We start from the raw sequence: 24,670 nt of genomic DNA on the forward strand, positions 1-24,670 counted from the left end.
ATCCTTGAGCGCCGTAACCGACTCGGCAAGGTCGCTATCCACCGAACATCCCTTCCTTTGCAAGTCCACCGGACAGCCCGCTGAGCGGGCGCCCTCATCGCTTCGAAAACCGCTTCGCTCTCGGGGAGAGCACCGGTGCGCACCCGGAGGAATACCCCGCGCCGGGCCAGGTAGTGTAACAGAAAAACGATGGTCGACGTTGCGTACGCTGAGAGTCGATTCCGGCCCCCCGAAATTGCGCACCGATACGGTCCTGGCGTGCACCTTCTCGATGATCCGCTCGCATGGACTCTGCTGGCTCGCGCTTGCTCCCCGGAAACGGTTCAGCCCGATGTCGGGCGTCTCGTCGGCTTTCTCTACCAGAACCTGGCGCGCGCCGTCCTCGCCACCGAGCTGGAGCGCACCCGCGTCGACGTCCCGACCCGGATGATCTCGTCCCATCCGGAGGCCATCTATCGCGGCGCCGCGCTGTCCCGCGCGACCAAGGTCGTCACCGTGGGCATCGCGCGCGCCGGGACGATGCCCTCCCAGGTCGTCTACGAGCTCCTGAACGAGGTCCTCGACCCCGCGCTGGTGCGGCAGGATCACCTGTTCATGAGCCGGCAGACGAACGAGCAGGGCGAGGTCGTCGGCGCGACCTGGCACGACGCCAAGATCGGGCGCGACGTCGAGGGGCGCCACGTGCTCTTCCCCGATCCGATGGGCGCCACCGGCTCGTCGATGGTCAGCGCCCTGACGTATTACAAGACCGCGCTCGAGGGGCGGCCGGCCAAGTGCGTTGCCATGCACCTCATCGTGACGCCCGAGTACATCCGCCGCGTCACCGAGGCCCACCCGGACGCCATCATCTACGCGCTCCGGCTCGATCGCGGCCTCTCGCCGGCGCGCGTGCTCAAGACCGAGCCAGGCACGCACTGGGACGAGGAGCGCGGCCTGAACGCCATCCAGTACATCGTCCCGGGCGCCGGCGGCGTCGGCGAGATCCTCAACAACGCCTGGCTGTGAGCGAGCGGCCATCGCCGCGCCCGCCCCGCCCGCGCTTCGCGCCGCGCCGGTGCCGCGCCCGGGGCGCACCACCCGGCGCGCACCGTCAGCGACCGCGCTTCGAGCGGCGGTTGTGGCCGGCGGCGAGCGCGCGGTAGTCGATGGCGGCGTGCGGCCGGCTCATGGCGGGGCGCAGATCGCTGCAGAGCCGCGTGAGCTCCGCGACCATCGCGCCGAGGTCGCTCGCGCCCGCGGCCCTGCGCTGCGCGAGCTCGCCGTAGGCGGCCTCGAGGGACGCGATGCCCTTGCCCGAGACGTGCCCGCGGCGGGACAGGTCGACGTAGCTCCGCGCGAGCGCGACGCTGTCGAAGTTGTGGGCGACGACAAGATCCTGCGCGACGCGGAGCACGGCGTGCGCGGCGATCCGGCCGTCCTCGTGGAGCACGAAGGCCGCCTGCAGGTAGTTGTAGAAGGGGACGACCCGGTCGCCGAAGATCCGGAAATCCGAGGGGGATGACTGCCGATCGAGGTGGATCAGGATGCGCTCGACGACGGGGCCCTTCTCGACGTAGCTCGCGAACCGGGTCGCATCGAGGATGGTGTCGTCGTAGGCGTGCCCGAGCCGCATCACCTCGCCGAGCTCCAGCGGGGTGACCCTCCCCTCACAGACGTCGGCGTACAGCGAGTAGACGAACGCGTCGGCCTCGGCGTCGTCGCCGAGGAGCACCTCGCGGATGAGCGCGCCGTCCGGGTCGCGCTGGCTCGGGAGCTCGCAGCGGCGCTGGAGCAGCGCGGGCAGCTTGTAGCCGAGCTGCCCGCGCAGCGCGCGGAAGCGCAGCCGGAGGATATTCTGCAGGTTGGGCTTCAGCGTGAGCGACGCCCAGCGCGCGCCGTCGAGCCGCAGCTTCTGCTCGATGCGGGAGCGGAGCTGCTCCGGGCTGCCCGAGAGGATGTGGGTCTCGACGCCTGCGCGGCCGAGCTCGCGCAGGAGCGACCCGGCGCCCGGCACGGTGCGCTTCTGATCGGGCCGCTCGATCGCGGTCCGCACGAGGTCGCGCAGCGTCTCGAAGTCCGTCCTGAGGTAGGTCTTGTCGAGGTCCCACCGCGCGATGAACGGCGCGCGCGCCGCGGGCGCCGCGGCGTTCGCCGGAGATCGGGACCCTTGCGCTCGCTCCTCGCTGTTCACCGGTTCTCGCTCAACGCGCCATCCACTCGCGCCGCATCTTGTCGAGCGACTGCACCACGTCGCTGTCGGCGCTCTGCCGGGCGAGGTCTATCGCCTCCCGGAGATACATCGACGCCTCGCTCGTGCGCTCGCGCTGGTGCGCCACGTGCGCGAGCGCGCCCAGGACGAGCGCGCGGTCGGGGCCGCCGGGGCCGGCGAGGTCGAGCGCCTCGCGCAGCACGCCGTCGGCGTCGGTGAGATCGTCGGCGCGCGCGAGCGCCTCGCCCAGCTTCCGGCTGAAGATGAGGACGGCGCGCACCGGATCGTCGAGCTCGCCCCGGAAGATCTCCCGCCGCGCCAGATCGAGGCCGCGGCGCAGCGCGAGCACGCTGCCGGCGGTGTCCCCGCGCGCGGCCGAGCGATCCGCCGTCTGCTCGAGCAGCATCAGCGCGACGAACGCGTTCTGCGAGTGGTAGGCGTGGATCGCCTGCACCTCGAGCGGCAGCGCGAGCGGGTCGCCCGCGCTATCGAAGGTCGCCTTGGCGTGCAGATCGCGCCGGACGCCGGCCGGGATCGTCGCGAGCGTCACGTCGCGGAGCAGCGGGTGAGCGGTGCGGATGCCGCTCGCGTGCTCCTCGATCATGCCCGCCGCGACGAGCTTGCCGAGCAGATCGTCGAAGGCGCGGATGTCCGGGAGCAGGCGCTGCAGCGTGGCCCGATCCGCCGCGTCCCCGATGACCGTGAGCGCCTGCAGCGTGCGGCGCGCGTCCTGCGGCAGCCGCTCGATCCGCGCGGCGACCAGATCGGCCATCCGCGCGGGCGGATCGCTGCCCCCCTCGAGGGTGTAGCGGACCAGCTGGTCGATGTAGAGCGGCGGCACCGTCGCGGCCTCGCCGCCGACGCCGGCCGGGGTCGCCGCGCTCGGCGGCAGGCCCAGCGCGGCCTGATCGGCCGCGCCGTCCGCGGGCTCGCGCCGCGGCGAGGGCCGCGCCCCGCCCGTGCTCTGCGGCGTCTTGCGGGCGGCGCGGTGATCGAGGCTCATGCTGCTCCGGAGGAGCGAGAGCGCGATGTCCTTCGGCAGGCCGCCGAGCGTGCGCACGGCCCCGCCCCACTCCGGCTCGAAGCCGGGCGTGTGGCTGGCGACGATGAGCAGCGCCGCGAGCGGCGGCTCCGCGATCACGTCGGCGAAGGCGTTCCGGCTCGCGCCGTCGATGGCATGCAGATCGTCGACCGCGAGCAGGACCCGGTGCGGGAAGGCGGACTGCTGCGCGCGCGAGAGCGCCCAGCGCAGCGCCTCCGCGGCGATGAAGCGGCGATCGTCGGGCGAAAGGCCGCCCACGGCCGGCTTGTTCCAGGCGTTCCTGCGCACGTCGGTCGCGCGGTCACCCTTGCCGAAGATCTCGAGCAGCCCGCGCCGCGCCTCCGGCGTCGCGCCGCTCCAGTTCGACGCGTTGCCGCCGTCGGGCGGGAGCTCGGCGAGGCCGGCGATCGCCCAGCGGAGCGCGTAGTAGCCGACCTCGGCGCTCCACGGGTCCGGGCCGGTCTGGATCACGATGTCGCCCCGGCTCGCGGCGACGTCGAGGAACTCGCGGAGGAGCCGGGTCTTGCCGACGCCGTGATCGCCGACGATGCGCGCGGCGACGACCGAGCCCTCGACGTCGGCGAGGCAGGCGTCGAGCCACGCGAGATCCTCCTCGCGCGCGGCGAACGGCAGCGGGAGCGGGGGGGCCGAAGGCGCGCGATCGCGCCGCGCGGCCGGGGGCGCCGCGCCCGCCGCGGCGCGCGGCGCCGGAGCCGGCGAGTGCGGCTGCGCGATCCTGACGCCGCACTCGCCGCAGAACTTCTGGCCGCGCGGGACGATGGCGCGGCAGGCGGCGCAGATGACGGTCGCCTCGGCGAACGAGAAGCGGCCGGAGGGCGTGTCGAACGTCCCGACCGCCGCGCGCAGCGCGGCCGAAAACTCGTCCGCGGTCTGGTAGCGCCGCGCGGCGTCCTTCTCGAGCGCCCGCAGGGTGAGCTCGACGAGCGGCTCCGGGATCTCGCGCTCCGGCGCGATCAGGGCGGGGTCGGGCGGGGGCAACGAGAGGTGCATCAGCACGACCTGCGTCGGCGACTCCGCCTCGAAGGGGAGCCGGCCGGTGAGCAGCTGGAACAGGATGACGCCGCACGCGTAGAGGTCGCTCCGCGCGTCGATCGGGTCGCCGCGGCCCTGCTCCGGGGCCATGTAGTCCGGGGTCCCGCAGACGATGCCGGGGCTCGTGATGTTCGTCGTCGTGACCTCTTGCTTCATCTTCGCGAGGCCGAAGTCGACGACCTTCACGAAGTCGCCGCCCGAGCGCATCTTCTCGAGCACGATGTTCTCGGGCTTGAGATCGCGATGGATGATGCCGAGGTGGTGCGCCTCGGCCAGCGCCGCGAGCACCTGGCAGAGGATGTCGATGATGCGGCGGAAGGGGAGCGGGCCGTCCTCATAGACCACGCGGGCGAGGTCGCGCCCGCGCAGGAACTCCATGACGAGGTAGAGCTGCCCGCCGTTCTTGCCGAAGTCGATGACCCCGACCGAGTTCGGGTGGTTGAGCCGGCTCGCTGCGCGCGCCTCGGTGATGAACCGGACCGACGCGCTCTCGTCCCCGAGCAGGTGGGGGTGGATGATCTTGACGGCCACCGTGCGCCCCAGGGCCTTCTGCTCGGCCCTGTACACGCGGCCCATGCCGCCCACCCCGACGAGCTCCAGGATCACGTAGTTGCCTGGGAGCGTCGTCCCGATCAGCGGATCGTCGGACGTCCGGTTGAACTCCGAGATGGGGAAGCCGCAGACCGGGCAGAATTTGTGCGCCTGCTCGCACGGATTCGCGCATTGCGGGCAGACCACTGTGGACACGCGCGGGACCTTACCACGTTCGGGATAGCGATTGGAGTCGAGGTCTCCCCTGGCCCCTGCGGCCTCGCCGGGAGGGGGGGCGGGGGGGCTCGTCCAGTCGTCTGTTAGGTCCTGGATCCCCAGTTGGGGTAACCTCGGGCGCGATGGTTACGCCTCGCCTACGTCTCGGTCAGCTCCTGGTCGACGCGCGGATGATCACCCAGGACGCCCTCGAGAGGGCCCTGGAGCAGCAGCGCACGGACGGCCGGCGGTTGGGGACGCTCCTCGTCGAGCAAGGTCTCATCAACGAAACCCAGCTGACGCAGATCCTGTCCCACCAGCTCGCTGTCCCCTGGGTCTCACTGCTGCACATCGAGTTCTCGCGGCAGCTGCTCAACCTCGTGCCGCACGACGTGGCCGAGCGTTACTGCCTCGTCCCGATCTACGTGCGCCACGTCCGCAACCAGGGCGAGACGCTCTACGTCGCGATGGACGATCCGACCAATGAGGACGGCATGAAGGAGTGCATGGCGTTCTCCGGCCTGCCCGTGCGCGCGATGATCGCTCCGCCGAGCGACATCCGGAACGCGATCCGGGTCTATTACGGGGCGCGCGCTCGTTCGGTGCCGCCGCCGGCGCCCGCGCAGCCGGCCCAGGCGAACGAGCCTCCGTCGCGGGCGCGCCCGGTCGACCCGCCGCCTTCCTCCGAGCTCTCCGGAGCGCCGGAGAGCGCCAGGCACTCGGAGGAGGTCTCGTCGACGCCGGAGCCCTTGCTGCTGACGCGGCCCGCGCTCCGCTCCGGGGCGCGGCTTGTCGATGACGCGGTGCCGGCGATCGAGACCTCCGACATCGACGCCGCAGAGATGGGCGTCATGGAGGACGAGCTGGCGTGGGAGCCGCCTCGCCCCGCGACGCGGCCCGTGGAGCGGGAAATCCGCGGGCGGCCGGAGGAGCGGGAGATCCGCGGGCGGCCGGAGGAGCGGCAGATCCGCGGCCGTCCCGACGAGCGCTCGCGGCCGACGCTGAAGGTCGCGCCGTCGCCCGAGCTGCTCGCGGCGGCGCAGGCGGCGCAATCCGCGCAAGCCGCGCAGCCGGCGCAGGCCGCGCAGTCGGAGCGCCGGAAGACGCTGCGCCCCAGCGCCGCGCCGGGGCCGCTGACGCCGCCCGCCAGCGAGTCCGCGCCGAGCACGGACGCGGCGCCGACGTCGAGCACGCCGGCCGCGGCGCTCCTGGGCGCCGTGCTCGGACGCGCCAGCGCTGCGGCGCGCACCGTCCCGGAGAGCGCCCCGGACCACGGCGAGGAACCCCCGAGCGAGCGCGAGGTGCGCAACATCCCCGCGCCGCAAGGCCGAGGTCGCCGGCGGATGGTCTCGCTCACCCTCCTCGACGGGACGACGATCACGCTCCCCGCGCGCGGGACCAAGTCCCAGCAGCAGCAGCAGCAGCCGCGGCAAGCAGCCCCGGCCCCGCGGGCCGCCGCCCAGTCCGAGCCACCGCCCCCGCTCACCACGGACGATCCGGGCCTCACCGCGCGCGACCTCGTCTCCGCGCTCCGCGCCGTCTCGCACGGCGCCGACGCGAGCGAGATCCTCGGCAACAACGTGCGCTGGGAGGCGATGTTCGCCGCGCTCCTGTCGCTGTTGCTCAAGAAGCACCTCATCGCCGACTGGGAGTTCGTGGACGAGCTGAAGAAGATCTGACGCGAAAGGAAGTGCGCCGGGCGCCTCTGCGAGCGCTCGGTGCGTGCGTCCTCGGCGTGCGGAGCGATCTTCTTCGCGGCGCGCGAGGCGCGCGATCCTCAGCGCGCCGCGCCGGCGCGGATCAGCGCGTCGATCTCGTCGTCCGAGAAGCCCGCGTCGCGCAGGACGGCGCGCGTGTGCTCTCCGGCGCGGGGCGCCGGCGCGAACGCGACGCCTGCCGGCGTGACGGGCGTCCTGAGCTGAGGGATAGGGCCGCGCGGCGAGGCGATCTCGAACAGGAGATCGCGCGACGCGAGGTGGGGATCGGCCGGAGCGCTCCGCGGATCGAGCACCGGCTCGAGGCAGCAGTCGCGCTCGGCGGCGAACGCCTCCCACTCGGCGCGCGTCCTTCCCCGGAAGACCGCGGCGACCTTGCGCTTGAGCCCGGCCTGGTGCGGGCCGGGGACGAGCGCGCTCAGGTCGGGCTCGATCCCGGCGCCGTCGCAGAACGCGACCCAGAACTTCGGCTCCAGCGCGGCGAGGGCCATCGCGTGCCCGTCCTTCGAAAGGTAGGTGTTGTACGGCGCGAGCCCGCCGGTGAGCGGCTCGTCGGCCGCTCCGCGCGCTCCCTCCGCTGCCCCTTCCCCGCCGCGCGCGGGGGCGCCGCCCGCGAGCGCCGCGGCGAGCGTGGGAAGGGCGAAGCCGAGCGCGCCGTCGGTCATGGCGATGTCCAGCACCGCGCCTCGCCCGGTCCGCTCGCGCTCGCGCAGCGCCGCGAGGATGGCGATCGCGCACCACATCCCGCCGCTCACGTCGGCGACCTGGAAGCCAGGCACCTGCGGTGGACCCTCCGCGGGCCCCTGCGCGCCGAGGACTCCCGCGCGGGCGACGTAGTTCAGATCGTGCCCCGCGCGCGTGGCCAGGCTGCCCGTCTGACCGTAGCCGGTCAGCGCGCAGACGATGAGCCGCGGGTTGTCCGCGCAGAGCGCCGCGTGACCGACCCCGAGCCGATCGAGCACCCCCGGGCGGAACTGGTCGAGGAGCACGTCGTACGTCGCGACGAGCCGGCGGAAGGCGTCGCGCCCCTCGGGCTTCTTCAGATCGAGCAGGGCGCTGCGCTTGCCGCGGTTCAGGAGCTGGAACGCCGCGGATTCACCGGCGATCTGCGGGGGGAGCTGCCGGAGGAGGTCGCCGCCGGCGACGTCCTCGATCTTGTCCACCGTCGCGCCGAGATCCGCGAGCACGAGGGTCGCGAAGGGGCCCGGCAAGAGCCTCGAGAGATCGAGGATGCGCGTATCGGTGAGCGGGCGCATGGCCTGTCGTTCTTGTGGTGCGCGAGAGAGGGGTCGAGGAGGAGCACCGAAGGAGGCCGGTCGCGTCCGCGCCCACGGCGTGAGGCGGGCACCTCGAGGTCGGGGAGGTGAATGCAGGGGCTGCGACTCACCAGCAGCCCGTCGCCGGCGCCGGGCGCGACGCCGGAAGGGGACGGCGGGGCTCCGCCGACGCCGGGATCAGCCCGCGTTGAGCTGGAACAGCTTCGGGAGCTTCATCGCGAGCATCTGGTTGCCCGCGACCTTCAGCTTGCCCGCGAAGAAGAGCGGCATCGAGTTGGCCTGCGGGTTCTCGTGCAGCTTCTGGAAATCCTCGGTGCTGAGCGAGATCGTGACATCCGCGCCGCCCGGGCTGCCCGAAGCGATGTTGGGCCCGGTGTCGGACAGGTCGATCAGCCATTCGCCGCCACCCTCGCCCGTCACGTTGATCTGGTACTTCCCACCGAGCTGCTTGGCCGCGTCGGAATTCTTCGCCAGGGCAGCAGGTAGCTCCTCGTTGAACAGTTTCTGGATATCGACGGCCATGGATCGCCTCCGGATCTCGTAGGGGACGTGGTGACTCAACCTCTGGGTACCGGCGCGGTTTACCCGTGCCCGCACGCGGGCGTCAAGCGAAGCCCGACGCTGGAGCGCGCTCGCATCGCACCGTCAGGGCACGTCTATCGCTACCACCTTGTCGCGCCGTCAGGACGGGCCTGGTAAGCGTTTTCATGCACGCGCGCGCGGCGCCTGCGCGGCGGGTCGGGGCGCCTTGTCCAGCGCGGATCGGATCGGGACCATCAGCAGGCGATCGATGGCGACGCGCTGATCGGAGGGCGGCGGGCTCTCCGGGATGCCCTGCATCAGCCGGAGGTCGCGGAGCGCGCCGCGATCGAGCGGGCCGAGCGACTTCCCCGGCCCGTCGAGCGCGGGCGTCATCGCAGGGAGCAGGCAGACGAGGAAGATCTCGCTCGTGCCCTGACGCACCCACGTCCCCTGGTACACGGCGATCGCCTGCCCGAGCGCCTCCTGGAAGACGAACGCCCGCCACTCGAGCGGCGCGGTCAGATCGAAGACGCGACCGCCGGCGCGGAGCTCCCCGCTGTCGAGGACGAGCGTCGCGCCGCGCGCGTCGGTCAGGAGAAAGCGATCGAGGCACCCGGGCGAGCGCAGCGTGAGCTCCTCGAGGAGCGCGGCGAGCACCGGGGGGCTGAGCGAGATCGGCTCGCCGTCCGGGCCGATCGCCTCGAGCCCGACCTCGTCGGAGCCCACGACGGACGCGCGGTCGAGCAGCGCGGCGAAGGTGCGGCGCGCGGGGCCATCGAAGCTGGCCCCGACGCAGGACATCCCGGCGCTGGAGCTGAGCAGGGCGACGATGCGATCCCGGCGCGGCGTCGCGAGGAGCGTCACGCCGAACCGCTCGCGGGTCGTGAGCAGCACGTGCTCCCCGGCGCCGCCCTTGCCCCGGAGCAGCAGCTGATCGCCGTCGAGGCTCAGCCCGCGCCGGCTCGCCTGCGCGGCCGGCAGGAGGTGCCGCCGCCCCCGCGCGAGCAGCGCCACCGCCGCCGCGACGAGGGCGACCGGCAAGAGCGCGCGGACCATCACGCTGCGCGCGGTCGCGAGCACCACGAGCGCGGCCACGAGGAGCGGGATCGACCAGAGCCGTCGAGCGCCCGCCCCCCGCGACGGCGCCGGGTCGGGAGCGGTCGCGTCGAACCATTGCGTCTCCGGGGAAGGCATCACGGCGTCGTCGCTCGCCGGCTCGCCCGGGCGCTGCGCGGCCGGCCAGCCTGTCGCAGGTGGAGGCTCGTGCGCGCGTGCCTCGATCGGTGGGAGCGTGGCGACGGACCCAAGAGGGTCCTTCTGGCCCTTCGCCTCGCGTCCCATCACACCTCCACCCCAGCCGAAAGTTGGGCGTAGAATAGCATTGAGCGGGGCCGGAGCGAGAGGAGACTTTGGGGCGACGCGCTGCGTAGTAGGCAGCGCGCTGACCGGGAACGTCCGGGCGCGCCTGGCTTCGGATGTCGTCGGTCCGTTGAGCGCGGCGCGTGGCGATGTGTCGCGCCGGACTGCAGCGGCGCGACACATCGCCCAGACCGCGCGCCCGTGGCCGACGGCGCGGGCGGCGGCGAGCGACGCGTCATTCTCCCGCGGGAGTCGCGGTGGGCCGCAGCGCTCCGCCGAGGCTCGGCGATGAAGCCCGTGTCGCAGCGAACGGCCTGGAACTCAGGGTACAAGAGGAGATTCCCGTGAAACGAGAGGCTCGTCCTGATGCCCGCGACGGCGTGCTCGCCGACGGCGCGCCGTATGCGCACGATGACACCGCGTGATCCGGACGCCGGTCGTCCACTCGGTGATGGGGTGGGCCACCTGGAGCCTCGTGTTCATCCGCGAGGCATGACGCGGGATCAGGCCAGCGAGAGTCTTTCCCCAGGCCGAGCAAAAGGGTAGGTCTGCCCTGTGCAGCGCCGCGATATCACGCCCGAGCTCTCGTTTGCGGCCCTTCCCGCAGCCGAGCCGCGCGAGCTCACGAGCCCGCCACCCTCGCGCCGCTCGAGGGGCGCCGAGCCGGAGGTGGTCTCGGTCGCGGAGCTGGATCGCCGGCTGAAGCGGATCCTCGAGGGGTCGACGGCGGACGTTCGCGTCGAGGGCGAGATCTCGGGCCTGCGCGTCGTGGGCAGCGGTCACGCCTACTTCACGCTCAAGGACGAGAACGAAGAGGCGGCGATCGACTGCGTGATGTACCGGACCGCCGCGCCGCGCGCGCGCAAGCTGCTCGCCGACGGCGCCCGCGTCGTGCTCACGGGCCGCGCCACGGTCTACGTGCCGCGCGGCCGGCTCCAGTTCTGCGCGGACGACGCGCGCCTCGCGGGCCGCGGCGCGCTGCTCGAGGCGCTCTTCCGCCTCAAGGAGAAGCTCGCCGACGAGGGGCTCTTCGCGCCGGAGCGCAAGCGCAAGCTGCCGGTCGATCCTCAGATCATCGGCGTCGTCACGAGCGGCGACGGCGCGGCGATCCACGACATCGTGACCGTCGCGTTCCGCCGCGGCGCCGCCCGGCTGATCCTCGCGCGCACGCCGGTGCAGGGCGCCGGCGCGGGGCAGCGGATCGTGCGCGCGATCGCGCTGCTCGAGGAGTTTCCGGGCATCGAGGTGATCATCGTGGGGCGCGGGGGCGGCTCCGCCGACGACCTCAGCGCGTTCAACGAGGAGATCGTCGTCCGGAAGGTCGCGGCCGCGCGCGTGCCGATCGTGAGCGCGGTCGGGCACGAGATCGACGTCGCGCTGACCGACCTCGCCGCCGACGCGCGCGCCGCCACCCCCTCGCAGGCGGCGGAGATGCTCGTCGCGGACGCGGCCGCGCGCCGCGCGGCGCTGGAGCACCTCGAGGCCCGCATGCGCCGCGCGATGGCCCACCGGCTCCGGGCCGCGCGGGCCGACCTCGACCGGCAGCGCGCCCGGCTCGGCTCGCCCGCGCAGATCCTGGCGGAGCCGCAGCAGCGGATCGACGACGCCGTGGCGAGGCTCCGGCGCCGGATGGAGCGCATCGTCGTCGAGGACCGCGCCGGGCTCCAGCGCCTCGAGCGGCGGCTCGCCGCGCGCCACCCGCGCGCGGTGCTCGCCGGCGCCCGCGGGGCGCTCAGGCCGCTGTCGGTGCGCCTCGCCGCGGCCACCCGCCGCCACGTCGCCCTCCTGCGGGAGGGCTTCGCGAGCGACGTCGCCCGGCTCGAGGCGATGTCGCCGCTCCGCGTGCTCGCGCGGGGCTATGCCATCGCGACGGACGCGTCGGGGCGCGCGGTCCGCGATCACCGCGAGGTCGCCCCGGGCGATCCGATCGCGGTGCGCGTGCACCACGGCGCGCTGCTCGCGCGGGTCGTGGCCACGGCAGGACCGGACGAGCCGCTCGTCGAGCGCAGCGCGCCCGCGGCGCCCGCGCCAGCCGCTGCGGCCGCTGCGGCCGCGGCGCCCGCGCCAGCCGCTGCGGCCGCGGCGCCCGCCCCGCCGGCGCGCCAGAGCGGCGGGCCGCGCGCTCCGGCGACCGGCCGCGCGACGAGGCGCGGCAGGGCGCAGCCCGGCGCGCCCGCGTGCGAGCAGCTCGGGCTCGGCTTCGCGGCCGACGAGCGCGCCCCGACCTTCGGTCGCGCGGGCGCCTCCGGCCAGGTCTCGGCGGGGCAGGGCGGAGCAGAGGCCGGCCCGGAGGAAAGGCATCATGTCGAACCCTGAGCGGCGAATGTTCGGTCTGGTCGGGCACCCGGTGGGCCACTCGGTCTCGCCGGCCATGCACTCGGCCGCGTTTCGGGCCCACCACCTGCCCCACATCTACAGCGCGTTCGACGTGCCCACCGGCGCGGAGCTCGCGCGCTTCGTCAGCGACATCCGGAGCGGCCTCATCGCGGGCGCGAACGTCACCATCCCGCACAAGCGCGCGATCATGTCGATGGTCGACGACGTGGACTCGAGCGCGGCCGACGTCGGCGTCGCCAACGTCCTCTGCGCGACCGAATCGCGGCGCGTGGCGGCGCATAACACCGACGTCTTCGCGCTCCGCGACGAGCTCTCGCTGCTCCTGCGATCCGACCCGCCCCAGGGGGACGATCCGGAAGGGCGGCACGGCGCGATCGCGAGCCCGCGGCAGCGCGCGCTGATCATCGGGGCGGGCGGCGCGGCGTTCGCGGCGATCGCCGCCTGCAAGCTGCTCGGCTACCACCTCATCAGCGTGACCACCCGGTCGTGGACCAGCACCGAGGCGATGCTGGAGTCGCCCGCGGGGCAGCGCGCGTCCGAGCTCGGCGCGCTCACGGCCCCCTGGCCGATCCCGACCGAGCGGTCGATCAGCAGCAAGTCCTCGGTGGCGCTGCGGCTCAACTGGAGCGAGTTCGCCGTCGCCGCCGACCTGATCATCCAGGCCACGAGCGCCGGGATGCTCGGGGGGCCGCCGGGCGAGGAGGTCACCAGCATCATCCCGTGGGACTCGCTCTCGCCGAGCGTGTGCCTCTACGATGTCGTCTACAACCCGCCGGTGACGCCGTTCCTCCGCATGGCGCGCGAGCGAGGGCTCCGCGCGTCCGATGGGCTCGGGATGCTGGTCGGCCAGGCGGCGCAGTCCTTCACGCTCTGGACCGGCCTCCCGGCGCCGGTCGAGGTGATGCGCGCCGCCGCCGAGGACTCGCTCAGAAAGGCCACCGCCGGTCGATGAGCTCTGACGGATCCCGGAGGCACGCTCCGCCTCACGACGCGCTCTCGTCCACGCCCGCGGCGTCGCGCGCCCAGGGCGCCGCGCGGGAGCACGCCTCGCCCTGGCCGCACGTCGAGGTGCGCGGCCAGCTCTCGATCGCGCGCAAGGAGTGGCTGCACACGAACGGCGCGGGGGCCTACGCGAGCTCGACGATCGCCTGCATGCACACCCGTCGCTACCACGGGCTGCTCGTCGCGGCGCTCGACCCGCCGCGGCGCCGGCACGTGATGCTCTCGCACGTCGACGCCAGCGTCCGCCCGATCCGGCAGCAGGGCGCGCCGGCCGAGCGCCGGGCGTCGTGGCCGCGGTGGGACCTCGCCAAGCACCAGTTCCCGGGCATCGACCCCGAGATCAGCTCGTTCTACCTCGAGCGCTTCGATCAGGATCCTCTCCCGCGCTGGGCGTACGCCCTGCCGGGCGGCGAGATCGAGGTGACGCTCGGCCTCGTGCGCGGCGAGAACGCGGCCGTCCTGCGCTATGCCTGGAGCGGGGCGGAGCCGGTGATGCTGACCCTGCGCCCGCTCCTCGCCGCCCGCCACATGCACCAGCTGCTCCGCGAGAACGGCGGCATCTCCCAGAAAGTCGAGCTCCGCGCCGGCGCGCCGCGCGGCGAGCCCGGCTCGGGGCGAGACCGCCCGTCGACCGGCGAGGTCCGGGTGCAGCCGAACCGCGCGCTGCCGCGGATCTGCTTCCGGTACCAGGGCACGTTCGTCGGCTCGCAGGACTGGTGGCGGCGCTTCGAGTACCTCGGCGAGCAGGATCGAGGCCTCGACTTCCTCGAGGATCTCTGGACGCCGGGCCACTTCGAGACGGTGATCGGCGCCGAGCCCGTCCACCTGCTCGTGGCGGTGGGCGCGCTGCCCGAGGACGAGCCGGAGGACCTGCTCGCGGCGGCGAGCGCGGCGATCCGCGCCGAGGACCCCGGGCCCCGGCGGCCGCTCCTGGAGCGGCGGCTCTCCATCGCGGCCGAGACGTTCCGCGCCGACGCGGCCGCGCGGCCCGGCGTCGTCGCGGGCTACCCCTGGTTCGAGGTGTGGGGCCGCGACGCGCTCATCGCCCTGCCCGGCCTCTACCTCGTGCCGCGCAAGACCGAGGGGGCGATCCGCGTCCTCCGCGCGCTGATCGACGCCATGCAGGACGGCCTCGTGCCGAACCGGCTCCCCGACGCGGGCGAGCCCGCGGAGTTCCACACCGCGGACGCGACGCTCTGGCTGTTCGAGGCGGCCCGCCTGCTCGCCGACGCGATCGGCGACACGCACCCGTTCGTCACGGGCGAGCTGCTCGGCGCGCTGCGCGACGCCTTCGAGGCCGCCCTGCGCGGGACCCGCAACGCGATCCACATCACGGCCGACGGCCTCTTCGCCGCGGGCCGCAGCGGCGAGGGCGCGATGGACGGGCTCACGTGGATGGATGCGCGCGTCGCGGGCCGCGCGGTCACGCCGCGCGCGGGCTGCCCGGTCGAGCTCACGGCGCTGTGGGCGAAGGGCTCGGAGACGCTCGCGCGCCTCGCGCGGGCCGCCGGCGACGAGCGCCTCGCGGAGCGCGCGGAGGCGGCCGCGCGCGCGGCGCGCCGGGGCTTCGCCGGCCGCTTCTGGTGCGAGGCGACCAGCTACCCGTACGACGTCATCTCGGAGCACGCGGACGGCGAGGGCGCGTTCCGCGACGCCTCGATCCGCCCCAACGCGGTGATCGCCGTGGCGGTGGATCCCGCGTGCTTCACGCCGGAGCAGGCCGCGTTGCTGCTCGAGCGGGCCCGTCTGGAGCTCTTGACCCCCGCCGGCGTGCGCTCGCTCTCGCCCGCCGACCCGGCCTACGTGGCCCGGTACCAGGGGGGCCCCGAGGCGCGCGACAACGCCTACCACCAGGGCACGGTCTGGCCGTTCTTGCTCGGGTTCTACGCGCGCGGGGCCCGGCACTTCTCCGCGCTCGGCGAGCACGTCATCCCGCTGCTCCACAGGCTGGTCACCTCCGCGGTCGCCAACGAGATCGCGATCGGCCAGGTGCCCGAGGTCGCGTCCGGGGAGCCGCCGCACCACCCCGGCGGCTGCTTCGCTCAGGCCTTCAGCGTGGCGGAGCTCCTGCGCGTGCTCGCCTGGGATCTGCCCGGTCAGGACCCGGGCGGCACCTCGGGCGCGCCGCGCTGAACGCCTGGCCCGCGCCGCGCGCCGTCAGCCCTCGCGCTCGAGCGTCCACTCCTCGCGGATCGCCTTGCCGCCCTGCGCGGTGAAGCGCAGCAGCTTGCCCGGATCCTCGGCCTCCAGCGCGAAGGCCTCGATCTCCTCGAACAGCGCCTCGATCTTTCGCGGACCGCACGTCGGCAGGAAGCCACGGAGCACGCGCGGGTCGTAGAACCGGAAGTACTGCTGCTTGCCCGTGCCGCTCTCGACAAGGAGGAATCGGCGGAGGTGCTTCCGCACGTCGCCGAACGCGCGGTGGCTCGTCAGGAAGACGCCCCAGCTGGCGCCCCAGCCGCTGTCGACCAGCGCGTCGAGCAGGGTGGACTCGTGCGCGAGGCGCACGAGCGTGGGGCCGACGTCCGCGAGGATCTCGCCCTGGAAGCCGGTATAGAGCGAGGCGGTCTGCTCGCCCGCGTTGCCGAGGAGCAGCCGGATGCGCGGGTCCCGGGCGGCGTCGATCACCGCGAAGAGCGGCGAGCGCTCCTGCCGGAGCCGCGCCCGCGCCGACGCGGTGAACGGCGCGCCCGTCGCGACGAGCTCGGTCCTCCGCGCCCGGCGCGAGGGCGGGGCGGGCCGGGTCGGCGCGCAGCGGCGGTTCGGCTCGCGGCGCACCACCTCGAACAGGGTCGCCCCCGCGCGGATCTCGTCGCCGTCCCGGAGCGACACCTCGCGCGCGCGCTCGCGGTTGACCTGCGTCCCGTTGCGGCTCCCCAGGTCGCGGAGCAGGTAGCTGCCGTCGATCTGCTCGACCGAGAAATGCAGGGCAGAGAGCTCACCGTCGCTCGTGATCGAGAGATCCGATTCGGGCGCGCGGCCGACGAGCAGCGGACGGTTGCCGGGGATGTGCGCGCTCTGTCCGGCCATGGGGCCCGAGATGACCTGGAGAACGAATCCTGCTTCCTGGTCTTCGCTCATGGTCGTCTCCATCGCACAACGCGCCGATCAGGCCGGCGAGTAAGCCTAGAACACCGATCGGCGGGAAATCCACACGAAGCCGGGAACGACAAGAGGCGCGACCGGACGACTGCCAACCTTTCCAGGCTGCCCATCCTTCCAGGCTGTCTGCGCGGATTCCACGTCCGCATCCGCTGTTTGCCGCCCGAGACAGCGACCGTGGACGACGGTGCTTCGAGCGGCCCGGTCGATCGATCGGTTATCCCCCGCGCCGGCGGTGAGGGCGCGGGGCTCGCGGGCGCCTCACCCATGGCGGCTGCGCAGCGGCTCGAGGCGGAGCCAGCGCGCGACGAACGCCCGGTCCTCGGGGGCGAGGACGCCGGTGACCCACGCGGCCACGAGGTAGAGCCCCGCGTAGAGGGGGGCGCCGACCGTGAGGCAGAGCGCGGGGCGCTCGTCGATCGCGCCCGTGACCAGGAACGCGGTGAGCGGCGCCGCGGCGACGAGCGCGGTGGCCGCGACGCGCCCGTAGTGACCCCACGGGAAGACGCCGCGCAGGCCGACGCCGGAGAAGCGCGCGATGGTGGCGACCGTCATGACGATCCCGATCGCCTGGGTCAGGACGGCCGAGAGCGGCGCGCCCACCATGCCGATCGTGGGGAGGAGGACCAGGTTCGCCGCGACGTTGAACGCCATGGACAGCACCTGGATCCGCAGGATCATCGACGTCTTCCCGAACGCCATCAGCAGGATGGCGTACGCCGTCACGCGCAGCGGCAGGAGCGCGGAGTAGATGCGGAACGGGACAGCGGCGCCGGCGTAGGCGTCGCCGTAGACGGTGCGCATGAGCGGCTCGGCGAAGAGGAGGAGGAACGCCGCGACCGGGAGCATGATCAGCGTCGTCTTGCGGATCCCCGAGTGCCACAGCGCGATCGCGCTCCTCGCGCCCTCCGCGGGCGTGGGCCCATTCTCGACGCGGGCGACGAGGTCGGGGAGCATCGTCGAGGCGACGGAGTAGGCGAGGACGCCCACGAGCGGGAGCTCCTGCGAGCCGACGGCGAACTCGGCGTACAGCCCCGCGCTGAAGAAGAGGCCGATGACGAACTTGTCGAGCTTCTGGTTGAAGAGGCCGGCGAAGCGGGTCACCGAGAGCGGGAGCGCGTAGGCGAGCTGCGCCCTGACGCCGCCGGGGAAAGGGGTCGCGGCGACGTCCCGGAACAGCCGCGCGTAGAGCCGGTACGAGAGCCCCAGCCGGAGCGCCTGGGCCGCGCACTGGGCGGCCACGATCCAGATCACCGAGCACCCCAGCGCGGCGGGGAGGATCGCGCCCGCGGCGCTCGAGAGCGTGACGAGCAGCGCGACGCCGGCCGACTTGCGGTGGTTGTTCGTGGCGATGAAGAGCGGGCCGAAGACGCTCGCCGGATAGGCGATGATGCTCATCAGGCCGATGAGCAAGAGGAGCTGCGTGACCCCCTCGCGGCTGTCGAGGAAGACGCCGGGGACGAGGGCAAAGGCCGAGAAGGCGAGCGCGGAGAGGGCCCCGAGGCCGAGCAGGAGCAGCAGGCTCTGCCGCACCAGCCCTTTGAGCTCGGGGCGGGTCACCTTGGGCGCGAAATAGAGGAACGACTCCGGCAGGTAGAGCTGCGCGAGATCGCGCCCCGTCATGAACAGCATCGTCGCGAACGCGAGCACGCCGTATTCGGATTTGCCGAGCAGCCGCACCACAACGACGCCCTGCACGAGCACGATGAGCGTGTTCACGAACTGCCCGCCGACGACCATCCCGATCCGATCGGCCAGCGACGCGCCCTGCGCGTCGCCGGGGCCCGGCGCGCTGGCGGCCGGCGCGGCCGGCGCGGCCCCCGCGGCCTCCGGCGCCCGCGGGGGCGCGCTCGGCTCGGCCGGGGGGGGCTGCTCGTCCCGCATGGCGGCTCGGTAGCACATGCGCGGGCAGGAGCCGCCTCGCGGCGGCGCGCGGCGCCCTGCTCGGCCGTGATATAGGCGCGGCGATGAGGCGCGCGCTCCTCGTGAGCTACTACTTCCCCCCGCGGTTCAGCGTCGGCGGTAAGCGCGCGTACCGATTCGCAAAATTTCTGCCGGAGCACGGCTGGGCGGCGACGGTGCTCACGGCGAGGCCGCCTCCCGGCGAGCGGCTGGATCCGTCGTTCGCGGAGGCCGATCTGCCCGCGTGCGACGTGCGCCGCGACTACCTCACGGACGCCGAGCTCGCGCGCATGCCGCGCCGCGCGCTCGGCTCCGACGGCACCGTGGAGGCGCCGACCGAGGCGCCGCTGCCGGTCGCGCGCCGCAGGGGCCTCGCGCGCGTCGCCGCCGAGATCCGCTACGTCTCGGTGGTCGGCCCGGACACGGGCCGCGTCCCGGCCCTCGCGGCCCGCGTCGCGCGTCTCGCCCGCGAGGTGGGCGCCGAGGTGATCTTCGCGAGCGGAGCGCCGTGGGAGACCGTGCTCGCGGGCGTGCTGGCCGGCAGGGCCATCGGCCGGCCGGTCGTCGTCGACTTCCGCGATCCGTGGTCGTTCGGTCCGGTGATGGCGACGCGGCCCGCGTGGGTCCGCGCCGCGGCGGCGCTCGTGGAGCGGGCCGCGGTGGGCGCCGCCGCCGCGTTCACGGTGACGTCCGAGATGACCCGCGACGCCTACGCCGCGCGGGGCATCGCGCGCCGCGTCGCGTCGATCCGGACCGGCTTCGATCCGGACGCGGCGGTCGCGCCGCGGCGCGACGGGGCGGTGACGCTCGTGCACTTCGGCAACTGCTACAGCGAGCGCACGCTCGCGCCGTTCATCCGCGCGCTCGCGGCCGTCGCGCGCCGGAGGTCGCTCGGCCCGGGCGCGATCCGGCTGCTCAACCTGGGGCGCGTCGCGAAGAGCGACCTCCTGCTCGCCGAGGAGCTCGGGGTGTCGCGGCTGTTCGAGCACCGCACCGTCCTGCCGTACGCCGAGGGGCTCGGCCTCGTCGCGGGCGCCGATCTCGCGCTGCTGACCGGCTTCGGCGACGAGCCATACCTGCTGCCCGGCAAGCTCTACGACTACCTCCTCGCGCGCGCGCCGATCCTCGCGGTCTCGCCGTCCCCCGAGGTCGCGCGCATCCTCGACGCGACGCGCCTCGGCTGGACGCACGCGGCCGGCGACGCCGCGGCGATCGAGCGCCGCGTCGAGGACGCCGTCGACGCGCGCGCGGCCGGGCGTCCGCTCGTCGAGCCCGACGACGAAGCGCTCTCCGGCCTGAGCGCGCGCGCCACGGCGGGCGCGCTCGCGCGCCTCTTCGAGGACGTCACGGCGCGCGGCGGGGGTTGACCCAGCGCACGCGGCGCGCGGCGCTGTCCTTTCCCGAGCGACGCCGCGCACGGGGCGCGCGGCGCCGTCCCTATCCCGATCGACGCCCGCTCGACATCCTTGCCTGCGCGGCGGCCCCCGTGGCATGCGAGCCCGCGATGCCTGACCATCTTCCCAAGGATCGAGCGGGGCTCCCCGAGGGCGAGCGCGCCCTTCAGGAGGCGTGGCGCGCGAAGTACGCGCCCGAGGTGAAGGAGCTCATCGTGCGGCGCGAGGTCCCGTCGCCGAAGCTCACGCTGATCATCATCTCCTACAAGGCGAAGGACTACCTCATCGAGTGCCTCCAGCACGCGCGCGGCCAGACGGCGGCGCTCGACGTGCCGTTCGAGGTCCTGCTCGCCGACAGCGGCGGCATCGAGCACCTGCGGCCGCGCTCCGCCCCGCTCGTCGACGTCGAGCTCCGCCTGACCGACGGCATCCCGCTGAACGCCGCGCGCAACGCGGCCATCGCCTGGGCGCGGGGCGAGCACGTCGCCTTCATCGACGACGACGGCCTGATCGCGCCGACGTTCGTCGAGGTCGTCTGCCGCGTCTTCCAGGACCCGCGCATCGCCGCGATGCGCGGCCGGATCATCCCCAAGGAGCACCCTTACTTCTGCACGCTCGCGGGGCACTACGACCGCGGCGACGACATGATCGACGACGTCCTCGCGACCGAGGGCCACATGGCGATCCGGCGCGGCATCTACCTGGAGACCGGGGGCTTTCCGGACCAGTTCTACGGCGCCGAGGGCGTCTATCTGGTCTACCGGATCGCCAGGGCGCTCCCCGACATGCGGGTCGTCTACGTGCCGGAGCTCCTGATGCGGCACGACTACTTCGACAGCTGGGAAAACTTCATCTGGAAGACGCGCAAGTACCGGGGCATCCGGCGCGAGGTGGGCGGCATGGAGCCGGATCCGGAGTTCCTGCGCTACCTCGACGACTACCTCGCGCGGCGCAAGCCGCAGCGCCCGCGCACGGTGGAGCAGACGGTGGCGCTCGGGCTGCTCAAGGCGGTGCGCTGGGGGGTCCTGCGCTTGCCGGCGTGGGCGGTGGGGCAGCCGTGACGGCGCAGGCCGGCGGGGCGCGCGCGGGAGAGGGAGGCGGGCGGATGGCCGAGGACAGCGGCTTCGAGCGGGATCTCGAGGCGATCAACCGGCATTACACCGAGCGTTTTCTGCCCGCGAACCCCTGGGCGAGCCTGCTCAACGCCCACCCGTACCTCGTCGCGCGGCAGCGGCAGCGCCGCGTGCGCGAGGCGCTGTTCGAGTGCGGCGTGCGCACGCCCGAGGCGCTGCGCGAGATGTCGGTGCTCGACGTGGGCTGCGGATCGGGCTCCAACCTCGCGTGGCTTGTCGAGCTCGGCGCGGATCCGTCGCGCCTCACGGGCGTCGATCTCGTCGCCGAGCGGACCGAGCTCGCGCGCTCGCGCTTCGCCGGCATCCGCTTCGTCGCGGGCGACTTCCTGAAGGCCGACCTCGGCGGCCCCTTCGACATGGTGATGATGTTCGCCGTCCTGTCGTCGGTCACGAACGCGGAGCTCAAGCGCGGCCTCATGGAGAGGGCGCTCCGCCTGCTCCGGCCGGGCGGCATCTTCTTCTTCTACGACGTCGTCTCGCGGCGACCCGTCCCCGGCACCGCCGAGTACCAGCGCCTGACGTTCGCGGAGCTCGAGGGGTACTTCGCCCCGCGCCCGCTGCGCGTCTTCCGCAGGGACATCCTCCGCCGCGAGATCGCGGACCGGCTCGTCCAGCGCTTCGGCGTGACCGTGGCCGAGCTCGTCCAGGCGACGCGTCTGCTCAACATCGACGGCACCTTCGCCTACGCGCGCGGCTAGCGCCGCGGCGCAATGATCGCCGACCGCAGGCCCATGCGCGGTGGACCGCGCGCCGGTGTCCCAGAGTGGGGCAAAATTCCCCACCGGGGTGAAAAGGCCCCCCGCGATTCCAGGGTGCGAGATGACCGGAATGCTGAACAGCCTGGTGACGCGCTGGCATGGGACGTGCCGAGAACGCCGCAGCCACGTGCGAACCGCGTGGCACGAAGCTGCCATAGCCCGTGAGCGCGGCGCGCACAGCGCAGCTGCACACCGCAGGAGATGACTCCATGTCCCAACGCGTCCTCCCACCATCGGCCGCGATCGCCTGGCACAGCCTGTCTGCCAGCGATGCGCTCTCCAAGATCGAGAGCGCCGAGGCGGGCCTCGCAGAAGGCGAGGCCGCCCGGCGGCTCGAGACGGTCGGGCCGAACGTGATCCAGCGCGCCAAGGGCGACGGCGCGCTCAAGCTGCTCTTCCGTCAGATCAACGACCCGCTCATCTACGTGCTGCTCGCGTCGGCGGCCCTGGCGATGGCCATGGGCGAGGCGATCGACGGCGCGGTCGTGCTGGCGGTCGTGGTGCTCAACACGGCGATCGGCTTCGTGCAGGAGTTCCGCGCGGGCAAGGCGATCGAGGCGCTCGTCGACATGGTGCCCCAGACGGCCACGGTCGTGCGCGGCGGTCAGCGGAGCGCGATCCCGGCGGCGAACGTGGTCCCCGGCGACGTGGTGGTGATCGAGGCCGGCGACAAGGTCCCCGCCGACGCGCGGCTGCTCTCGGTGAAGAACCTCCGCGTGGACGAGTCGGCGCTCACCGGCGAGTCGGTGCCCTCCGACAAGCACGTCGCGGTGGTCCCCGAGGACGCCGGCATCGGCGACCGCAAGAACCTCACCTTCGGCGGGACGCTCGTGACGAGCGGCACGGCCACCGCGGTGGTCATCTCCACCGGCGCCGCGACCGAGCTCGGCCGCATCTCGTCGATGCTCCACGAGGCGACCGAGATCGAGACGCCGCTCACGCGCTCGATGGCCAAGGTGGGCCGCGTGCTGACGATCGCCATCGTGGCGGTCGCGCTGGTCATCGTCGGGGTCGCGCTGCTCCGGGGCTACCCGCCGGTCGACGCGATGCTCGCGGGCATCTCGCTCGCGGTCGCGGCGATCCCGGAGGGGCTGCCCGCGATCATCACCATCTCGCTCGCCATCGGCGTGCAGCGGATGGCGCGACGCCGGGCGGTGATCCGGAAGCTGCCCGCGGTCGAGACGCTGGGCAGCACGGGCGTCATCTGCTCCGACAAGACCGGGACGCTGACCCGGAACGAGATGACGGTCCGCGCCCTGTGGACGCCTCCGGCCGGAGCCGCCGGGGACGGGGCCGAGGAGACGCTCGAGGTGACCGGCGTAGGTTACGCGCCGGTCGGCGAGCTCCGCCGCGGCGGCGCGCCGGCCGGCGAGGTGCCCGAGGCGGTGCGCGCGCTGCTCCGGGCGGGGATGCTCTGCAACGACGCGCGCATGAAGCGCGAGGGCGACGCCTGGGGCATCGAGGGCGACCCGACCGAGGGCGCGCTCGTCGTCGCGGCGCAGAAGCTCGGCGTCGACGCCCACGGGACGCGGCGGGAGTACCCCCGCATCGACGCCGTCCCGTTCTCGTCCGAGCTGCAGCTCATGGCGACGCTCCACGATGCGCCCGGCGGAGACCGGGTGATCTTCATGAAGGGGGCGCCCGAGGCGGTGCTCGGCCGCGTCGCGATCGGCGAGGCGGAGCGCGCCCACGTGATGGCGCAGGTCGAGCGGATGGCGGCGCAGGGCATGCGGCTGCTCGCCGTCGCGTCGCGGCCCGCGGACCGTGGCGCGGCGTCGCTCGACGAGGCGCACCTCGCGGAGGGGTTCGCGCTCCTCGGCCTCGAGGGGATGATCGACCCGCCGCGGCCGGAGGCGATCGACGCGATCAAGGCGTGCCACGAGGCCGGGATCACCGTGAAGATGATCACGGGCGATCACCTGGCGACCGCGAGGGCGATCGGCGAGCAGCTCGGGATCGTGGTCCAAGGCGGGCGGGCGATCAACGGCACCGAGCTCGCGCGGCTCTCGGAGGACGAGCTGCGCGCGGCGGTGGCGTCGACGAACGTGTTCGCGCGCGTGGCGCCGGAGCACAAGCTCCGCCTGGTGAAGGCGCTGCAGGCCCAGGGGAAGGTCGTCGCCATGACGGGCGACGGCGTGAACGACGCGCCGGCGCTGAAGCAGGCGGACATCGGCGTGGCGATGGGGATCACGGGGACGGCGGTGTCGAAGGAGTCCGCCGACGTCGTGCTGACGGACGACAACTTCGCGAGCATCCAGGCGGCGGTCGAGGAGGGGCGCCGCGTCTACGACAACCTGGTCAAGGCGCTCGCGTTCGTGCTGCCGACGAACCTGGGCGAGGCGCTGATCCTGCTCGTGGCGGTGATGACCTTCCCGGTCCTCGGCGGCGCGCCGCTCATGCCGATCACGGCCGTCCAGATCCTCTGGGTCAACCTCGTGGCCACGGTGGCGCTCTCCCTGCCGCTCGCGTTCGAGGCGATGGAGAAGGACGTCATGAGCCGTCCGCCGCGGGATCCGAGCGAGCCGATCCTGAGCCGGTTCGTCCTCGTGCGCACGGCGATCGTCGCGGTGCTCATGACGGCGGGCGCGATCGGGCTCTTCCTGTACGAGTACTTCACGGAGGTGCGCGGCGGCGTCGTCTCGGAGCTCGCTTACCGCGAGGCCCAGACCGCGGCCGTCACGACGGTCGTGCTGTTCCAGATCTTCTACGTGATCAACTGCCGGTCGCTGCGCGACTCGCTCCTGAAGATCGGGCTCTTCTCGAACCCGTGGATCTACGTCGGGATCGCCGCGCTGCTCGCGCTGCAGCTCTGCTTCGTCTACGCGCCGTTCATGCACACGCTGTTCGGATCGGCGCCGCTCCCGCTCGACGCGTGGGTCAGGTCGACGCTGGTGGCGATGACGATCCTGCCGGTGATGAGCGTCGAGCGGTGGTGGCGCCTCCGCCGCGCGCGGCGCGCGGCGGAGCGCGAGCGCCGGACCCCGACGTCCGACGTGCGCGGCGTGGCGGGCGCGATGGCGAACCGCGGCGCCTAGCGCCGGAAGAGACCGGATGCGCCGGCTGCACGAGGTGCGGCCGGCGCCGCCGCGCCGCGCCGCGCGCGGCGCGGCGAAGATCATCGCGCCATCGAGGCTGCGCG

At 73.5% G+C, this 24,670-nt stretch carries 16 protein-coding genes; 9 read left to right on the forward strand and 7 right to left on the reverse strand.

The window, feature by feature from the left end:
- The first annotated feature begins 189 nt into the window (after window positions 1–189).
- Window positions 190–1,005 carry a uracil phosphoribosyltransferase gene (locus WMF36_RS12265; RefSeq protein WP_437579778.1) on the forward strand — a complete coding sequence of 272 codons (816 nt, stop codon included), beginning with the start codon at window positions 190–192 and terminating at the stop codon, window positions 1,003–1,005.
- Between the two features lie 85 nt (window positions 1,006–1,090).
- On the opposite strand, the gene WMF36_RS12270 is transcribed toward WMF36_RS12265, so the two are convergent.
- Together WMF36_RS12270 and WMF36_RS12275 are read right to left on the reverse strand one after the other, a co-directional pair.
- Entirely contained in the window at window positions 1,091–2,170 is a 1,080-nt protein-coding gene (locus tag WMF36_RS12270) for a hypothetical protein (RefSeq protein WP_437490002.1), read from the reverse strand.
- Between the two features lie 10 nt (window positions 2,171–2,180).
- Window positions 2,181–5,030 carry a protein kinase domain-containing protein gene (locus WMF36_RS12275; protein ID WP_437579779.1) on the reverse strand — a complete coding sequence of 950 codons (2,850 nt, stop codon included), beginning with the start codon at window positions 5,028–5,030 and terminating at the stop codon, window positions 2,181–2,183.
- Between the two features lie 143 nt (window positions 5,031–5,173).
- Here WMF36_RS12275 and WMF36_RS12280 point away from each other — a divergent pair, with 143 nt between their 5' ends.
- Complete coding sequence (locus tag WMF36_RS12280) at window positions 5,174–6,709, forward strand: hypothetical protein (protein ID WP_437579780.1); 1,536 nt, start codon at window positions 5,174–5,176, stop codon at window positions 6,707–6,709.
- Between the two features lie 98 nt (window positions 6,710–6,807).
- Here the strand turns inward: WMF36_RS12280 and WMF36_RS12285 are convergent, their stop codons facing one another.
- The 3 genes from WMF36_RS12285 to WMF36_RS12295 all read right to left on the reverse strand — a co-directional run bounded on the left by WMF36_RS12285 (window position 6,808) and on the right by WMF36_RS12295 (window position 9,885).
- Window positions 6,808–8,001 carry a CaiB/BaiF CoA transferase family protein gene (locus WMF36_RS12285; RefSeq protein ID WP_437579781.1) on the reverse strand — a complete coding sequence of 398 codons (1,194 nt, stop codon included), beginning with the start codon at window positions 7,999–8,001 and terminating at the stop codon, window positions 6,808–6,810.
- A gap of 198 nt (window positions 8,002–8,199) precedes the next feature.
- Window positions 8,200–8,544 carry an SCP2 sterol-binding domain-containing protein gene (locus WMF36_RS12290; protein ID WP_437579782.1) on the reverse strand — a complete coding sequence of 115 codons (345 nt, stop codon included), beginning with the start codon at window positions 8,542–8,544 and terminating at the stop codon, window positions 8,200–8,202.
- Between the two features lie 183 nt (window positions 8,545–8,727).
- On the reverse strand, window positions 8,728–9,885 hold the full coding sequence (locus WMF36_RS12295; RefSeq protein ID WP_437579783.1) for an IMP dehydrogenase: 1,158 nt from the start codon (window positions 9,883–9,885) through the stop codon (window positions 8,728–8,730).
- 573 nt (window positions 9,886–10,458) lie between these two features.
- On the opposite strand from WMF36_RS12295, the gene xseA reads away from it, so the two are divergent.
- Genes xseA through WMF36_RS12310 form a run of 3 tightly spaced genes read left to right on the forward strand, consistent with a single transcriptional unit; the run spans window position 10,459 to window position 15,375 of the window.
- The gene (gene xseA / locus WMF36_RS12300; RefSeq protein WP_437579784.1) at window positions 10,459–12,219 is read left to right on the forward strand and encodes an exodeoxyribonuclease VII large subunit; all 1,761 of its coding nucleotides are present in this window, start codon (window positions 10,459–10,461) and stop codon (window positions 12,217–12,219) included.
- Window positions 12,206–13,192, forward strand: coding sequence for a shikimate dehydrogenase family protein (locus WMF36_RS12305; RefSeq protein ID WP_437579785.1), 987 nt, complete (start codon window positions 12,206–12,208; stop codon window positions 13,190–13,192). Before xseA ends, WMF36_RS12305 begins: the two co-directional genes overlap by 14 nt.
- Window positions 13,189–15,375 carry an amylo-alpha-1,6-glucosidase gene (locus WMF36_RS12310; RefSeq protein WP_437579786.1) on the forward strand — a complete coding sequence of 729 codons (2,187 nt, stop codon included), beginning with the start codon at window positions 13,189–13,191 and terminating at the stop codon, window positions 15,373–15,375. The genes WMF36_RS12305 and WMF36_RS12310 overlap by 4 nt, the downstream gene beginning before the upstream one ends.
- Before the next feature lie 24 nt (window positions 15,376–15,399).
- On the opposite strand, the gene WMF36_RS12315 is transcribed toward WMF36_RS12310, so the two are convergent.
- Window positions 15,400–16,323 (reverse strand): DUF4123 domain-containing protein, encoded by a 924-nt coding sequence (locus tag WMF36_RS12315; RefSeq protein WP_437579787.1) that lies wholly within the window; start codon window positions 16,321–16,323, stop codon window positions 15,400–15,402.
- A gap of 282 nt (window positions 16,324–16,605) precedes the next feature.
- Window positions 16,606–18,228 (reverse strand): oligosaccharide flippase family protein, encoded by a 1,623-nt coding sequence (locus WMF36_RS12320; RefSeq protein ID WP_437579788.1) that lies wholly within the window; start codon window positions 18,226–18,228, stop codon window positions 16,606–16,608.
- 83 nt (window positions 18,229–18,311) lie between these two features.
- On the opposite strand from WMF36_RS12320, the gene WMF36_RS12325 reads away from it, so the two are divergent.
- The 4 genes from WMF36_RS12325 to WMF36_RS12340 all read left to right on the forward strand — a co-directional run bounded on the left by WMF36_RS12325 (window position 18,312) and on the right by WMF36_RS12340 (window position 24,566).
- Entirely contained in the window at window positions 18,312–19,613 is a 1,302-nt protein-coding gene (locus tag WMF36_RS12325) for a glycosyltransferase (protein WP_437579789.1), read from the forward strand.
- 137 nt (window positions 19,614–19,750) lie between these two features.
- Window positions 19,751–20,701, forward strand: a complete 951-nt coding sequence (locus WMF36_RS12330) for a glycosyltransferase family 2 protein (RefSeq protein WP_437579790.1) — start codon at window positions 19,751–19,753, stop codon at window positions 20,699–20,701.
- Window positions 20,702–20,745: 44 nt separating this feature from the next.
- Window positions 20,746–21,471: a class I SAM-dependent methyltransferase gene (locus tag WMF36_RS12335; RefSeq protein ID WP_437579791.1), complete on the forward strand. Its 726-nt coding sequence runs from the start codon at window positions 20,746–20,748 to the stop codon at window positions 21,469–21,471.
- A gap of 269 nt (window positions 21,472–21,740) precedes the next feature.
- Window positions 21,741–24,566, forward strand: a complete 2,826-nt coding sequence (locus WMF36_RS12340; RefSeq protein WP_437579792.1) for a cation-translocating P-type ATPase — start codon at window positions 21,741–21,743, stop codon at window positions 24,564–24,566.
- Window positions 24,567–24,670: the final 104 nt, after the last annotated feature.

This window comes from Sorangium sp. So ce887 (genome assembly GCF_051521455.1).
Classification (GTDB): domain Bacteria; phylum Myxococcota_A; class Polyangia; order Polyangiales; family Polyangiaceae; genus Sorangium.